This is a genomic window from Evansella sp. AB-P1 (assembly GCF_029688925.1).
Lineage (GTDB): Bacteria > Bacillota > Bacilli > Bacillales > Salisediminibacteriaceae > Evansella.
Genome location: NZ_JARUKY010000008.1, coordinates 141,075 through 156,230 on the forward strand (window position 1 = coordinate 141,075; position 15,156 = coordinate 156,230).

12 protein-coding genes are annotated in these 15,156 nt (G+C 34.7%); 3 read left to right on the plus strand and 9 right to left on the minus strand.

The features are described 5' to 3' along the window. Positions 1-16: 16 nt before the first annotated feature. The 9 genes from QA612_RS10190 to pulA all read right to left on the minus strand — a co-directional run bounded on the left by QA612_RS10190 (position 17) and on the right by pulA (position 10,364). On the minus strand, positions 17-697 hold the full coding sequence (locus QA612_RS10190; protein WP_278283710.1) for a rhamnogalacturonan acetylesterase: 681 nt from the start codon (positions 695-697) through the stop codon (positions 17-19). An 89-nt stretch (positions 698-786) separates the two neighbouring features. Further along, the gene (locus tag QA612_RS10195) at positions 787-1,533 is read right to left on the minus strand and encodes an NAD-dependent epimerase/dehydratase family protein (RefSeq protein WP_278283711.1); all 747 of its coding nucleotides are present in this window, start codon (positions 1,531-1,533) and stop codon (positions 787-789) included. Positions 1,534-1,763: 230 nt separating this feature from the next. Beyond that, positions 1,764-3,164 carry a glucuronate isomerase gene (gene uxaC, locus QA612_RS10200; protein ID WP_278283712.1) on the minus strand — a complete coding sequence of 467 codons (1,401 nt, stop codon included), beginning with the start codon at positions 3,162-3,164 and terminating at the stop codon, positions 1,764-1,766. Between the two features lie 112 nt (positions 3,165-3,276). Beyond that, complete coding sequence (locus QA612_RS10205) at positions 3,277-4,275, minus strand: sugar kinase (RefSeq protein WP_278283713.1); 999 nt, start codon at positions 4,273-4,275, stop codon at positions 3,277-3,279. A gap of 4 nt (positions 4,276-4,279) precedes the next feature. Then, positions 4,280-4,912 carry a bifunctional 4-hydroxy-2-oxoglutarate aldolase/2-dehydro-3-deoxy-phosphogluconate aldolase gene (locus tag QA612_RS10210; protein WP_278283714.1) on the minus strand — a complete coding sequence of 211 codons (633 nt, stop codon included), beginning with the start codon at positions 4,910-4,912 and terminating at the stop codon, positions 4,280-4,282. Between the two features lie 357 nt (positions 4,913-5,269). Next, complete coding sequence (gene kduI, locus QA612_RS10215) at positions 5,270-6,100, minus strand: 5-dehydro-4-deoxy-D-glucuronate isomerase (protein WP_278283715.1); 831 nt, start codon at positions 6,098-6,100, stop codon at positions 5,270-5,272. A gap of 25 nt (positions 6,101-6,125) precedes the next feature. After that, on the minus strand, positions 6,126-6,881 hold the full coding sequence (gene kduD, locus QA612_RS10220; RefSeq protein WP_278283716.1) for a 2-dehydro-3-deoxy-D-gluconate 5-dehydrogenase KduD: 756 nt from the start codon (positions 6,879-6,881) through the stop codon (positions 6,126-6,128). A gap of 117 nt (positions 6,882-6,998) precedes the next feature. After that, positions 6,999-7,766 (minus strand): DeoR/GlpR family DNA-binding transcription regulator, encoded by a 768-nt coding sequence (locus QA612_RS10225; RefSeq protein ID WP_278283717.1) that lies wholly within the window; start codon positions 7,764-7,766, stop codon positions 6,999-7,001. Between the two features lie 483 nt (positions 7,767-8,249). Next, the gene (gene pulA, locus QA612_RS10230) at positions 8,250-10,364 is read right to left on the minus strand and encodes a type I pullulanase (RefSeq protein WP_278283718.1); all 2,115 of its coding nucleotides are present in this window, start codon (positions 10,362-10,364) and stop codon (positions 8,250-8,252) included. A 501-nt stretch (positions 10,365-10,865) separates the two neighbouring features. On the opposite strand from pulA, the gene glgB reads away from it, so the two are divergent. Genes glgB through glgD form a run of 3 tightly spaced genes read left to right on the plus strand, consistent with a single transcriptional unit; the run spans position 10,866 to position 15,063 of the window. Further along, positions 10,866-12,794, plus strand: coding sequence for a 1,4-alpha-glucan branching protein GlgB (gene glgB / locus QA612_RS10235; protein ID WP_278283719.1), 1,929 nt, complete (start codon positions 10,866-10,868; stop codon positions 12,792-12,794). Then, a complete protein-coding gene (locus QA612_RS10240; RefSeq protein ID WP_278283720.1) occupies positions 12,791-13,960 on the plus strand; it encodes a glucose-1-phosphate adenylyltransferase in 1,170 nt (389 codons plus the stop codon). The genes glgB and QA612_RS10240 overlap by 4 nt, the downstream gene beginning before the upstream one ends. Then, positions 13,957-15,063 (plus strand): glucose-1-phosphate adenylyltransferase subunit GlgD, encoded by a 1,107-nt coding sequence (gene glgD, locus QA612_RS10245; protein ID WP_278283721.1) that lies wholly within the window; start codon positions 13,957-13,959, stop codon positions 15,061-15,063. Before QA612_RS10240 ends, glgD begins: the two co-directional genes overlap by 4 nt. Positions 15,064-15,156 lie beyond the last annotated feature (93 nt).

Consider the following 15,156-nt stretch of genomic DNA (forward strand, 5'->3'; position numbering starts at 1 on the left):
TAAGTGTTTTCTTTTGCTATTCATTGATATATTTTGCTAATCTTAGATTCATTGACTTAATTTCCTGTAAAACTAGTTTAACAATATGATGAGCTCCATACTCAGAGAAATGAGTGTTATCTTCTTCCCCATTAGGATAATTTAGTTCTTCTCCTGGCTTAAACCATAAGAAAAGCTTTTTTGTCTTCTCTGCTCCTAACTCTTCATATAGAATCCTACTTTTTTCTCCTAAATCTATCAACGGAATATTACATTCCTCAGCAAGCTCTTTCATTGCTATAGGATATTCACCGTGCGTTTCTTGAAACACTCCCTTTTCATCAAAACTTCGACGTTGAACAGGAGTAATTAATATAGGTAATGCTCCACTATTTTCAGCTACCTGAATATATTCCTTTAAGTACTCTTTATATGTTGAATATGGATCAGTGTGCCTTTCAAGATCATCCTTTTCATCGTTATGCCCAAATTGAATGAGCAAAAAGTCCCCTTCTTTAATATGGGCTTTTACTGGAGCTAGTCTTCCTTCATTAATAAAACTCTTCGAACTTCTGCCAGATGCAGCCTCATTATAAACTTTAGCATCTTTTGTTAAATATTGATCTAATACTTGGCCCCAGCCAGCTCTCGGCGCCCTCGAGGCATCATAGTTAGATAACGTGGAATCGCCTACAAGAAAAATATTTACATTTGCCATGTATACCCCCACTTATGTATTTATAATTTTAAGTTTATATTATGATTAGTAGTAAAATTTCTATACCTACAGGTTTTTAATAATAACCTTTACAATAGATCATCACTGTTTATTAATGACTTAAATCCTAATTCTTCTTCTGCACTAGTCATATCCCATGGTTTTCCACAATTATTCGAAACGCCATAGTACGTTCCAAACTTCACTTTTGCTTCTATTGCATTACGAAACAATTGAGCTACGTCATCATCTGTAAAAATAGTCTTTTTTAGTCTGGGATCTTGTTGGATTGCTATTTTTTCGTTTTTTGAAGGAACTGAGCCAATACGAATATTTATTACAGAAATATTATGATTGATAGAAAAAATAAAACCTGCTTGTTCTGATGCTAATTTTAAAAGACCATAAACACTTCTCATTTTTGGATAATCATTAACATTAATTTCTCGACCTAATAACGAATCACCATTTTTTTCATAATAGTCTGTAACATGGTTACTACTTGCGAAAATAACTTTAGGTATTTCAAAAGTAGCAGCTATCATCAAAATATAATATGTGGCTTTGAAGTATACATTTGTCATACTATCAAAATGATTGATTTCTTCTATTGGTCCATTTGTATCAATTTTTAATAAATTTATAATTGTGTTTGTATCTCTTGGAATCTTAGACATTAATTCGTGGTAATTTGTTGCATCTCCATGAATAAATTCTACACCGTCAATTTCTAAGGGAGTTTGGTCAATGATAACAATGCGATATACTGAGGATAAGTCATTCGCAAGAATTTTTCCAACTGTCCCAGCTCCACCAATAATAACAACCTTCTTCATTTAATAAAATCATCCCTTCGTTATTACATAAAAGTTTCCATTTATTAATTTTTACCTGTATGGGTTGTTATTATGTATAGGGATAAAACTACAATACAACTTCTATTTTCAGGGTAGACTTCACTAAAAATGGTGTATTAGAGAAACAGCCTTCGTTTCACTTGAAATCGAAGGCTGTTAATTTATTCATTGAGCATTTGCTTTAAAAGCTATTGGAAATAGCTTTTAAATTAAAACTTAAAGTAGTTTTCTGAGTTGTTGTAGCAAATGTCCTCAATCATTTTACCTAATAGTTCATAATCTTCTGGTGCTTCACCTTTTTCAACCCACTCACCTACTAGGTCACATAAAATACGACGGAAGTATTCGTGACGTGGATATGAAAGGAAACTTCTAGAGTCCGTAAGCATACCTACAAATGTGCTTAGAATTCCATGATTAGCTAAGTCTTTTAATTGAGATAGCATACCTTCTTTTTGGTCATTAAACCACCAACCAGAACCAAATTGGATTTTCCCCCTTGTTTCACTTGATTGGAAGTTTCCAATAGCAGTTGCAATAACATGGTTATGAACTTGGTTTAAGTTATAAATGATAGATTTAGGAAGTTCATTTGTACTATCTAGCTCATTGAAGAAGCCGTTTAAAGACTCAGCCAAATCAAAATCATGAATAGAATCAAATCCTGTATCTGGTCCTAACTCATTGAAGCGACGTACGTTGTTGTTACGAATTGCACCAATGTGTAATTGCATAACCCAATCTAATGAACGATATAATCTTCCTAAGAATAACAACGTATGTGTTTTATATTTTTCTTCTTCTTCAGGAGTGATTGTTTCCCCAGCTAAGCCTTTTTCAAAGATAGCGGCTGCCTCTTCTTCTGTACACGTTACGAATGGCAATGTTTTAATACCGTGATCAGAAAGACGGCATCCCATTTCGTGGAAAAATTGTGCTCTTTTTTCGATTGCTTTTTGAAGTTGATCATAAGACTTAATTTCCATGTCAGCTGCATCAGCTAATTTAGAAACATAGTCAGCAAATTCTGGACGTTGAACTTCCAATGACTTATCCGGACGGAATGCTGGAAGAACTTTTGTTTTAAAGTCATCATTTTCTTTAATTTGAACATGATACTCTAGATTGTCAGTCGGGTCATCTGTCGTACAAATATAGTTCACATTGAATTTTTCTGCAATCTTTTGAGTAGAAAGCTCGCCAGCCTGTAACATTTTATTACAATGCTCCCAAACCTCATCACATGTTTCTTCACTTAACAATACGTCTAATCCAAAGTAACGTTTTAGTTCCATGTGAGTCCAATGGTATAAAGGGTTTCCAATTGTTTCTGGCACACATTTAGCCCAAGCTTTGAACTTTTCATAGTCACTAGCATCTCCAGTAATATACTTTTCATCTACACCTAATGCTCTCATTGCTCTCCACTTATAGTGGTCACCTTTTAACCAAATTTGAAAAAGGTTTTCAAAGTTTTTGTCTTCTGCTAGTTCTTGAGGACTTAAGTGACAATGGAAATCATTAATTGGCATTTTTTCCGCATAATCATGATACAATTTCTTTGCAGCTTTACTATTCAATACAAAATCATCGTGAATAAATGTTTTCAAAATAAACCCTCCTAAAAATTTTATTATTCATTTTCTAAAATTTAAAAAATGCAAACGTTGTTATTTTTTCAGAAAAATTAAATTTGCATTATTTGAAAGATATTTTAAATCTTTATCTCGTTGTACTTTGCTTTCCTGCAATAATATTTTCTACTTCTGATAATGAAGGAGCACCTTCCCAATCACCTTTAAATTGCGTTGCAAGGGCACCCATTGTATTGGCACGGGTTAAGGCTTTTGGTGCAGCCGATTGTAAAGCATTTAAGCTTAAAGGATCTTCCAAATCTAACAATACAGATAAAAATCCTGCTGCGAACGCATCCCCTGCTCCTACTGTATCAACAACAGATTCTACTTTATAAGGATCACCATAAATAACGGTGTCACCAAATTTAGCCATTGATCCTTTCGTTCCTAGTTTAAGAACAACAAGCTTAGCACCCATTTCAATGAATGCTTGACAGTATTCTTCTTCCGTTTTTTCACCAAGGAGGAAATTTGCTTCATCATCACCTGGCATAAAAATATCACACAACGGAATAAGAGATAAAAGAGTTTCTCTCGCTTCCTCTTCACTCCATAGCTTACGACGAAGATTTGGATCAAAGGATACAGTTAATCCTTGTTCTTTCGCTTTCTTCATGGCTTCTTTAATCATGTCCGTTGTGTTTTCACCAAGGGCTGGAGTTATTCCAGTAACATGAAGATGACGAGCATTTTCAAACCACTTCGAATCCACATCTTCAGGTTTAAATTTACTTGCCGCAGAATGTTTACGGTAATAATACACGTTAGGATCTCCATAGCCTTTCGCTTCTTTAAAGAAAACTGCAGTTGGAGATGCTTCTTCGTCTCGAATGACGTGGGATACATCTACCCCTTCCCCAGCTAATGTAGACATGATAATATCTCCGAAAGGATCTTTACCTAATCTACTAATCCAACGAGTGTTTTTACCTAATCGGCTTAAACCTAAAGCAACATTTGATTCAGCTCCACCTACAGATTTCGAGTATAACGGTGCATAAGCAATGGATCCTTCTGGCATCGGCTGAAACAAAATCATACTTTCACCAATGGTTACAAAATCGACTTTTGGTAAAGAACTCATACCATTAAACTCCTTTCACTTTATCAGCAAAAGCTTGTGCTAATTTAGTGATCTCATCATATTTTCCTTCTTCAATAAGCTGCTTATTAACTAGGTTTCCACCTAAACCTACAGCGATAGCACCTTTTGATAAGAAGTCATTAACATTGTCGATGTTAATTCCACCAGTAACCATCATTGGAATGTGGTTTAAAGGACCTCTAATATCTTTTAAGTAGTTAACACCTAACGCACCAATTGGGAATACTTTTACAGCAGAAGCACCAAGGCTATATGCCCGTACAATTTCAGTTGGTGTTAATGTCCCAGGCCAAACGTCTACACCTTGAGAAACTCCATAATCTACTACTTTCTCATCTAAATTTGGAGAAACGATGTATTCCGCCCCAGCTGAAACTGCATCCTTTGCCATATCTAGATTAAGTACAGTTCCTGCACCTACAGATAATTGGTCACCAAACTTATCTTTACAATCAGAAATCATTTTTAAAGCACCATCAGTATTTAAAGTGATCTCAAGAAATTTGATTCCACCATCTAATAATGCCTGAGCTGTTGCTTCACCAGATTCGTATGAAATCCCTCTAATGATTGCAACTAACTTTTCTTGCTTAAGTAATTCTAAATTTTTAGTCATAATTTCCTTACTCTCCTACTCATTTATAATTTTGCTAATGGGGTTGTTCAAAAAGGAAGTATAAACAGCACATACGTAGGTAATATTCGGAGTTAAGATTAACAAAACGCATGGCACTTCAATTCGAGAAAATAATACGAATTCTCGATAGTATCATCAATCCAAAATAAAAATAAAGTGCTATTTTCTATACTTTTTGAACAGCTAAAAGCTAATAAAACGCTTACTTACTTATTATACTATTTGTAAACGCTGACACCATACTTTTTTTAACAAAATATTGACTATCTCTACATAATAGACATAAAGTACCTGATTTAATATTGGAATAAACCAGGTACTTTATGAAAAAAATTATTATTTAAGGTCTTCCATTTTCACGAAGTCCATGTCTGTAAATGTATAGTTTTCTCCTGCCATTGCCCAAATAAACGTATAGTTCTTTGTCCCTACACCTGAATGGATAGACCATGGTGGTGATAGAATGGCTTGTTCATTTTTTACTAAAAGGTGACGAGTTTCACTTGGTTCCCCCATAAAGTGGAACACTCTAGAATCCTCATCCATATCAAAGTACAAATATGCTTCCATACGACGATCATGCACATGTGCAGGCATCGTATTCCACATGTTGTTTGGTTCTAATAAAGTCATCCCCATCATTAACTGGCAGCTTTGAATACCGTCACCATGGATGTACTTATAGATCGTACGATTATTAGATTCAGCATCAGACCCAAGCTTTGTAGGTGTTGCTTCAGCAATTGGAAGTACACGTGTTGGGTATTCTTTATGAGCTAAAGAAGACACAATGTAAAATTTCGCTGGGTTAGAAGCATCTTCACTATGTAAAGTAACTTCCTTCTTCCCCAACCCTACATATAAGCAGTCTCTTTTATTTAACTCATATTCTTCACCATCAACGACAACTTTACCTTTAGCACCAATGTTAACGAATCCAACTTCTCTTCTTTCTAAGAAGTATTCTGTTCTTAAATTATCACCGGCATCTAATAATAAACCTTCTGAAGTTGGAATAGCTCCACCAACAACAACACGATCATAGTGGGTGTATGTTAAATTGATTTTTCCTGCAACGAATAAATCTTCGATAAGGAAATCTTTTCTTAATCTCTCAGTAGTATAATGCTTAAAATCTTCTGGATTCGTAGTATGTCTAATATCCATTAAAATCTACTCCTTTATTTTAAAATCAAGAACTCATCCATCCGCCGTCAACACATAGAATGTGACCAGTCACATAGCTAGATGCATCAGATGCTAAGAATACAACTGGACCTTTAAGGTCATCTGGAGTTCCCCAGTCACCTTTTGGAATTCTTGATAAAATAGATGCGCTGCGGTCTTCATCTGCACGTAATGGTGCTGTATTAGCTGTAGCAAAGTAACCAGGTGCAATCGCGTTTACATTAACTCCACGACCTGCCCACTCATTTGCAAATGATTTAGTAAGACCAGCTACAGCATGCTTACTTGCAGTATATGAAGGTACTCTTAGTCCACCTTGGTAAGAAAGCATAGACGCTACATTAATAATACGTCCGGATCCATTTTCTAGCATATGTTTACCGAATTCTCTACATAATTTAAATACAGCATGTTGGTTAACATCAATTACATCATGCCAATCTTTATCTGAGAAATTTTCTACTTCAGTACGACGAATGATTCCGGCGTTATTTACAAGAATATCTACTTTATCCACTGATTGTAGAGCTTCTTTTACTACACGGTAAACTTCTTCTTCCTTTGAAAGGTCTGCTACTAGTTCAGTATATTTGCGACCAAGAGCTTCTACCTTCTCTTTAGTTTCAGCAGTAGGACCGTAATTAACTCCTACGATATCTGCTCCAGCTTCAGCTAACCCTAAAGCCATCCCTTGTCCTAATCCTTGTCCTGAACCTGTAACTACTGCTACTTTACCTTCTAATGTAAATGCTGCTTTCATATTAATGTACTACCTCCCTATTTCCTTTTAAAATTTCTTCGATGTTCGTTTTGGTTCGTTTCCAATCTAGATTATAGCATTAAACATTTATACTGACAATAAACTTCAAGATATATTTTATTTGAAAGCTACAATCGTCACAGAAACTTCTTTTTTTACTAATTCTTCTTTTATATCTTCCGTTAATTTATCATCTGTTATAATTTCATCAACCTCCTCTAATGATGCAAATTGAATTAATGCGACCTTTTCAAACTTCGTTGAATCGGCTAATAATGTTACCTTTTCTGCACTTTGAATGACTTGACGTTTCCAGTCTGCATGTAAGTTATTTAATACTGTTAAGCCATGATTAACTGATACCCCTGTCGTTCCACAAAAAAACCGTTTTACTCGAATTCTTTTTAAAAGTTCTGTTGCTTCCGCACCTATTAAAGAAGAGGATGTACCAATTCTAGTTCCTCCTAAAACAATTAATTGCACTTTTTCCTTATAAATTAATGTTGTTGCTATTTGAATATCATTTGTAATAACAGTAACAGGGAAATCCCCTAATAAGTCCGCTAATGCTTGAGTAGTACTTCCCCCATCCATTAAAATGGTTTCACCAGGCTCTATTAACTTAAGAGCCTCTTTCGCAATATTTGTCTTTAGATCACTTCTCATAGATTGTCTTTCATTAATAGGAAAGATTCTACTTTCTCCCTCTGGTAAAACTGCTCCACCATGTATCCTTTTTAATAGTCCTCGTCGTTCTAACATTTCTAAGTCCACACGAATCGTTTTCTCTGTGACACCAAGTAAGGGGCTAAGCTCAGACACTTTAATAATTTTTTCTTTATCTAGCTGTTCTAAAATAATTTCATACCTTTCTACAGATAACATTTTAGTCCTCCATAGTTATATTTCAAAATCTATATGCACCTAAATAAACACCTCTCCTTTCTATTATCGAACGAAAACGAACATTTGTAAACTTGTTTATGATAGATAAACATTAAGAAATATTTCAAAACAACAGCTTTGATAATGCCCCTTTGAAAAATAAGAAAAACATGTGATTTTATTTTATTAAAATCACATGTTTTAATATTTCCAAATTTAGAATTACCTATCCTGAAATTCAATATATTAAAAATAATTTAAAAAGGATCTGTTAATTCTTTGTTGTTTTTTACTCCTCACTACATCAATTACACCTAAGTACAACCTACGTTCTGTAGGAAAAGACGTAATGTCAGCAACCTCTGAAGCAAGAACAGATGTCACACTTATACCCTTGTGGTGAAAGGGAAGTTGGATATAATGAGTAATAACTGTATTGCAATTTGCAGGGCAGATTAAAAAGGAAGCAAATATGACACTTTTTCAATACCTCCGAACTTTTTTCAAAACTAATAATTCATAGGGAGATATAAAAGTATATTCTCCATTTATTTCCGATTCGATCAATACCCTTTCGTCAATGTTAGTTGCCGCAATATGCCAATTTCCAGGAGAGGGCAGATGTAATTCGAACCTGCGTTTTGTCGGATTAACATAAATGGCAAAATCCTCCCGATCTCCAAATAGAGTCCAGCCAAAGATAGGCGCTGGTGTAATTAATATATGAAGCCTTCGTTTTATTTCTTCTTTGGTACATAACCGAAAAACATCATAGTGCTTCCTTATATGAATTAAAGTTCGTATAAAGGAGATTTTATTATCATTTTCTTCACGTTGCTTCCAATTCAACTGGTTTATTTCGTCTCCTGAAATATAGCTGTTTTCGTCACCTTTTTTACTTCGGAACCATTCTTGTCCTCCGTGAATAAATGGAACACCTTGACTTAACAATGTAATACCCGTTGCAAGTTGATGTATTTTCTCTCTATCACTAATAGACTCTTCTTCATTTGTAATTGCTAATCTATCCCAAAGTGTGTGGTTATCATGACATTCTACATAATTAACTGTCTGATTTACAGCCGATACATGTGTATGACCAAACTCTTCTATTGAAGAACCTGAAACTAACTGTGGTAATCGTTCAATATATCTACCCTTCCCATTAACATAGCCTAAATCATGTTGCTCAAATAAATTTCCTTTTAAAGTATCACGAAAAAAGTCATTAAAGAAACGAATGCCCTGTAATTGATGTGATTGAAAGGAAGTCGCTTTTGTTTCTGATGGGATCGCTGTAGGAAGATCCCACCCTTCTCCTAATAACATAATTGGTATATCTTCACCCCTACACCGGTCCTTAATTTGTTTCATCGTTTCTACATCTATTGCACCCATTAAGTCAAAACGAAACCCATCTACTTTATATTCAGTAAGCCAATAATCGATAGTATCTAATATAAATTTTCTAACCATCGTACGTTCCGTTGCTATATCATTCCCTACACCAGTTCCGTTACTGATCGTTCCATCAGCATAGTATCTAAAGTAGTACCCTGGCACTATTTTCTCAAATGAAGAATCTTCCATAATATAGACATGGTTATATACAACATCAACTATTATTGAGATTTCTTCTTCATGTAATGACATGATCATTTCCTTTAATTCTATAATTCTACTTACTGGATTTTCAACATCAGTTGCATAACTTCCTTCTGGCGCTTGAAAAAATAATGGGTCATACCCCCAATTGTACCCACGTTCTGGGTTATACTCATCAACACGAGCAAAATCATTTATTGGTAATAATTGGACGTGTGTGTATCCTAATTCTTTTATATATGATAAGACAGTTGTATATCCGTTAGCTGTTGTTGTATTCCGTTCCCCTAAACCTAGAAATTTTCCTTTGTTCTTCACACCACTTCCATCAAATATGGTTGCATCCCTAACATGTAGCTCATAGATGATGGAATCTTGAAGTTTTTCTACAGACGGTCTGCTCTGTTTTTGAAAGTTTTTCGGATTTGTTCCCCCTAAATCAATAACTACCCCACGTTTGCTATTCCCAAGTAACGTTTTTGCATAAGGATCATTCACACGATTTCGGACACCATTCACTTCAACTTCATAATCGTATGCTGAACCATTCCAATCACCCAAAACTTTCTTTTGCCACACCCCTCTTTTTTGTCGAATTAAGGAATATTGATTATTATTCAAAAATAATTTCACTGCCGTTGCAGTAGGTGCCCAAACAGTAAAAGTTGTAGCTTCCTTTTCATAGATAGCTCCTAATAAACTATTAGGAGTGCTATAGTTTTCATCAAACCATGAAGTACGTACTATTCCACGTGCATATATAGGAATTTTTCCTTCTCCCCAACAAAGAAATAATTTTTCTCCCATAGGAAGTTCATCTTTAAATGACATTAACATTGTTTGATCATTCACTTCACTTTCAACTGTAACTGAAAATGACTTATTCCCCCATTTAATAAAAGGTGAATCCTTCCTTTCACGTAAAGAATCAAGGTTTTTTGAAACTACAGTCAATAGATACACATCATCAATCCATGCTATTTGAGTATCCACACGAGCACTCCTTCTTAGGGTTACTTTTTTTCATAACATTTAATAAGATTTAACCATTTCTGATAACTATCATTTTATACTATCTCTATTTCATTTGCATATATATCCGTTGTTATGTTTAAATAATTCATTCGACACAAACGCACAAAATGCGATATTCATTCAATAAATTGTAAGAAATTTTTTTGTTTTAAAAAAGGAACTTTGCCTTTATTATAGAACTTATATTTAACTGCAGTAATTCTCCTCTCCTATTCTGTCCATTGCTCTAGTCAAATATAATTTATAGTTAGAAAATTTAACATATTCTGTTCATTGCATAAATAAACAATATATTATTAATTTCTTGGCTGTGTTAAAAAATGGTATTGACTTAGTAATAATTTGATTTTTGTGGTTCGTGCTTTACTTCAACGGGAAAAGCAATAGGGAAGACCCCAGTCGCAAAAATCAACAACAAAATCTTAACAAAGCCAATTTCTTATGAAGGGAGTTACCACAATGCTCTTTAATATTTCAGAACAGGATATTTTCCTATTCCACCAAGGAACTAACTACCATAGTCATCATATGCTCGGATGCCATGAAATTGTATGGGAAAATAAAATAGGCTTCCGATTTGGTGTATGGGCACCACATGCAAAAGAAATTCGTGTAGTAGGAGATTTTAATGACTGGAACGGTGAAAACCACAAGCTTCAAAAAATCAGTAATGAAGGATTATGGTTCGGATTCTTTACTGATATTCAATCAAATATTTGTTACAAATATGAAATTGTACATTCAAGTGGTCAACATGTATTAAAAGCAGATCCATTTGCTTTTAAGTCAGAGGTTAGACCTAAGACAGCATCCTTAACTACTAGTCCATCATCGTATGATTGGAAAGATGTTAAATGGCAAAAAGAAAAAGAAAAAGTTGATGTATTCACGTCTCCAATTCTTATATATGAAGTTCATCTAGGGTCTTGGAAAATAAAAGATAATGGGGACTTATATACGTATCGTGAACTAGCTGATGAGCTTATTCCATATGTGAAAAATTTAGGATATACACATATAGAGGTATTGCCACTAGCAGAACATCCTTTTGACTTATCATGGGGATATCAGATTACAGGTTACTACTCTGTCACAAGTAGATTTGGAACACCTGATGATTTTAAATATTTTGTGGATCAATGTCACCAAAATAATTTAGGGATTATTATGGATTGGGTTCCTGGACATTTTTGTAAGGATGAACACGGTTTACGTCAATTTGATGGTTCTCCACTTTATGAATATTCTGATCCGAAAAAAGCGGAAAAAACATCTTGGGGCACCCTTACTTTTGATTTTGGCAGACCAGAAGTACAGAGCTTCTTAATTTCAAATGCATTATTTTGGATTCATGAATACCATATTGATGGTTTTCGTGTTGATGCAGTTGCAAGTATGCTCTACCTAAATTTTGATCGAAATGATGGTGAAGAGAAAATATTAAACTCATACAATGGTGAGGAAAACCTAGAAGCCTACGCATTCATCCGTAAGTTAAATGAAATAATTTTTCACTATGAACCGAATGTCCTCATGATGGCAGAAGACAGCTCCGATCTCCCGCTAGTAACAGCTCCAACCTATAGTGGGGGATTAGGATTTAACTTCAAGTGGAACATGGGTTGGATGAATGACATGCTTAATTATATGGAATACGACCCAGTTTATCGAAAATGGCACCATAACTTGCTAACTTTTTCTTTTATGTATACATATTCCGAGAACTTTCTTCTTCCTTTGTCACATGATGAAGTGGTTCATGGTAAGAAATCACTCCTAGATAAAATGCCTGGAGATCAGTGGCAGAAATTTGCAAACTTAAGACTATTATATGCCTACAAAATGACACATCCAGGAAAAAAACTACTTTTTATGGGTGGAGAGTTCGGTCAGTATGCTGAATGGAAGGATAAAGAACAGTTAGATTGGCACTTATTTAACTACCCTCTTCATTCCTCCATGTTTCAATACGTAAAAGAACTTAATCACTTTTATTTAGAAAACAAAGCTCTGTATGAATATGATCATCGCCCTGAAGGCTTTGAATGGATCGATCCTCACAATATAGACCAGAGCATTATTGCATTTAGAAGAAAGGGGAAATCCCCTTTAGATGATCTTATTATAATTTGTAACTTTACACCAAACGTTTATTACGACTATAAAGTTGGTGTCCCAATACCAGGTAAATTTAAAGAGGTTTTCAATTCGGATGCTGCTCAATATGGTGGTTCTAACCAAATTAATGAGGGGGATTATTTTAGTTTTCCAAAAAAATGGCACGGATTACCTCAACACATTAAAGTGAAGGTTCCGCCGCTAGCCATTACCATTTATAAAAGATCAACAGATTCCAATACAATCATAAAGGAGGAGAACGTTATATGAAGAAAGAATGTGTAGCGATGCTTCTAGCTGGAGGAGAAGGAAAACGACTAGGTGCACTTACAAAAAACTTAGCAAAACCTGCTGTGCATTTCGGAGGAAAATACCGAATCATTGATTTTACTTTAAGTAATTGTACAAATTCAGGTATTCATACAGTAGGTGTATTAACCCAATACTCTCCTCTAGTACTAAATAAGCACATCGGTATTGGAAAACCATGGGATCTGGATCGACAAAAAGATGGAGTGACAATCCTTTCTCCTTATACAGCAAAAAAAGGAGGAAGTTGGTATTCCGGAACAGCTGATGCAATCTATCAAAATATTCATTTTATCGATCAATATAGTCCTGAATATGTTCTTGTTATTTCAGGTGATCACATTTATCAAATGAATTATAATAGCCTTCTTAATCATCATAAGGAAAATGGTGCGGACGCAACTATTTCGGTGATGGAAGTTCCTTTAGAAGATGCATCTAGATTCGGAATATTAAACACAACAGAAGACCTCCGAATATATGAATTTGAAGAGAAACCAAAGGAACCGAAAAATAATTTAGCCTCTATGGGAATCTATATTTTTAGCTGGACAACGTTAAGAAAATATTTATTAGAAGATGCAGAATTGATGCATTCCAGCCATGATTTTGGAAAAGATGTTATTCCTGCCATGCTAGAGGATAACCTTCGTTTATATGCTTATCGTTTCGAAGGTTATTGGAAGGATGTTGGAACAGTTCAAAGCTATTGGGAAGCTAACATGGATTTATTAGAGGAGGATCTTACTCTATCCTTGAACAATAAAAGCTGGAGAACTTATTCCCATGATTCAAATTTCCCACCACAGTTTACTAGTGAGGCTGCAGTTGTTACACAATCATTAATTAATTCCGGTTGTTGGATTTGTGGCACAGTAAAGAATTCCATCCTATTCGACAATGTTACTGTACACGAAGGTAGTTCAATTAATCAATCAATCCTTCACCCAGGTGTAATAATTAATGAAAATGTCGTTTTAAATCGAGTTATTGTAATGGAAAACACAATAATTCCTGCTAATACCCATATTTATTCAAATGAAAATGGCGAACCTTTGGTAATTGATAAAAATAATATTGCCACTATTTTAGCAGAGCAAGGGCAATTAAAGGGGGCTTCAAAGTGAAATCATTGATGGGACTCATAAACTTAGAGCATGAGCATGATTTTTTAAAGGAGTTAACATACTTCCGTTGTGGTGCAGCTGTCCCTTTTGCAGGAAGATACCGTCTCATCGATTTCACCCTATCAAATATGATTCAATCAAGGGTAAAAGATGTGGCCATCTTCTGTCGCAGTAAGTATCGTTCATTAATGGATCACCTTGGTACAGGAGGGAACTGGGAGCTAGCACGTCGGAACGGAGGATTATTTATCCTACCGCCAGACTTTAATGATCCAACAGATATTTCAAAAGGAGATTTACAGTATTTCCATAATAATAGGGATTATTTCCTACGTGGGAGTGCTAGTCATGTTGTCGTAAGTGGGAGTCAATTTATTTCAAACAATGATTACCAAGAAGCATTTCAACACCACTTAAAAACTAACGCGGAAATTACTCTTATTTATACAAAAGTGGATCAATTTAGTGATGAACATAGTCCATGTCTACGTGCGGAATTAGATGAAGATGGATGGGTAACAAATTTAACAAATGATAAAACAAACCCATGTATTTATACAGGTGTATATATCATTAATAAAGACCTTTTAATTGGGTTGGTAGACGATTGCATCGCCCATCATAAAGATCACTTCTTCCAACATGGGATTAAAGATAATATTAGTAAGTTAAAAGTACAAACATTTGAACATAAAGGATATTGTGCATTTATTAACTCAGTGGATAGCTTTTTCAAACATAATATGGACTTACTGTCCATGGATAACTATAAATCTTTATTTTATAAAGATTCTTTTATTAAAACGAAAAATAGTAACGAACCACCAACAAAATACAAGGATCAGGCTGAAGTAAAAGGGTCGTTAATTGCAAATGGATGCGTGATTAATGGTGTTGTTGAAAAAAGTGTTCTATTTCGTGGTGTTAATGTAAAGGAAGGAGCATCAATTAAAAATTCTGTTATCATGCAGCGATGTACTATTGAATCAGGGGTTCATTTAGAAAATGTGATTTTAGATAAGGATGTCTATGTTACAGCTGGGCAAACGCTTATTGGAGGAAAAGACCAGCCTTTTGTAGTAGCTAAACGAAAAATCATGTAAGAAAGGGTACCCCTCCACTGAGTGTGCTCTGTACTAAAGGAAGTGGAAGGAACGAATAAATAGTACTCTAGATTAAATTTTAGGTACCTCATT

Bases quoted from the DNA above. Each gene is read 5' to 3' on its own strand.
- QA612_RS10190 (WP_278283710.1), bottom strand. From the start codon at position 697: ATGGCAAATGTAAATATTTTTCTTGTAGGCGATTCCACGTTATCTAAC.
- QA612_RS10195 (WP_278283711.1), bottom strand. From the start codon at position 1,533: ATGAAGAAGGTTGTTATTATTGGTGGAGCTGGGACAGTTGGAAAAATT.
- QA612_RS10205 (WP_278283713.1), bottom strand. From the start codon at position 4,275: ATGAGTTCTTTACCAAAAGTCGATTTTGTAACCATTGGTGAAAGTATG.
- QA612_RS10210 (WP_278283714.1), bottom strand. From the start codon at position 4,912: ATGACTAAAAATTTAGAATTACTTAAGCAAGAAAAGTTAGTTGCAATC.
- kduI (WP_278283715.1), bottom strand. From the start codon at position 6,100: ATGGATATTAGACATACTACGAATCCAGAAGATTTTAAGCATTATACT.
- kduD (WP_278283716.1), bottom strand. From the start codon at position 6,881: ATGAAAGCAGCATTTACATTAGAAGGTAAAGTAGCAGTAGTTACAGGT.
- QA612_RS10225 (WP_278283717.1), bottom strand. From the start codon at position 7,766: ATGTTATCTGTAGAAAGGTATGAAATTATTTTAGAACAGCTAGATAAA.
- glgB (WP_278283719.1), top strand. From the start codon at position 10,866: ATGCTCTTTAATATTTCAGAACAGGATATTTTCCTATTCCACCAAGGA.
- QA612_RS10240 (WP_278283720.1), top strand. From the start codon at position 12,791: ATGAAGAAAGAATGTGTAGCGATGCTTCTAGCTGGAGGAGAAGGAAAA.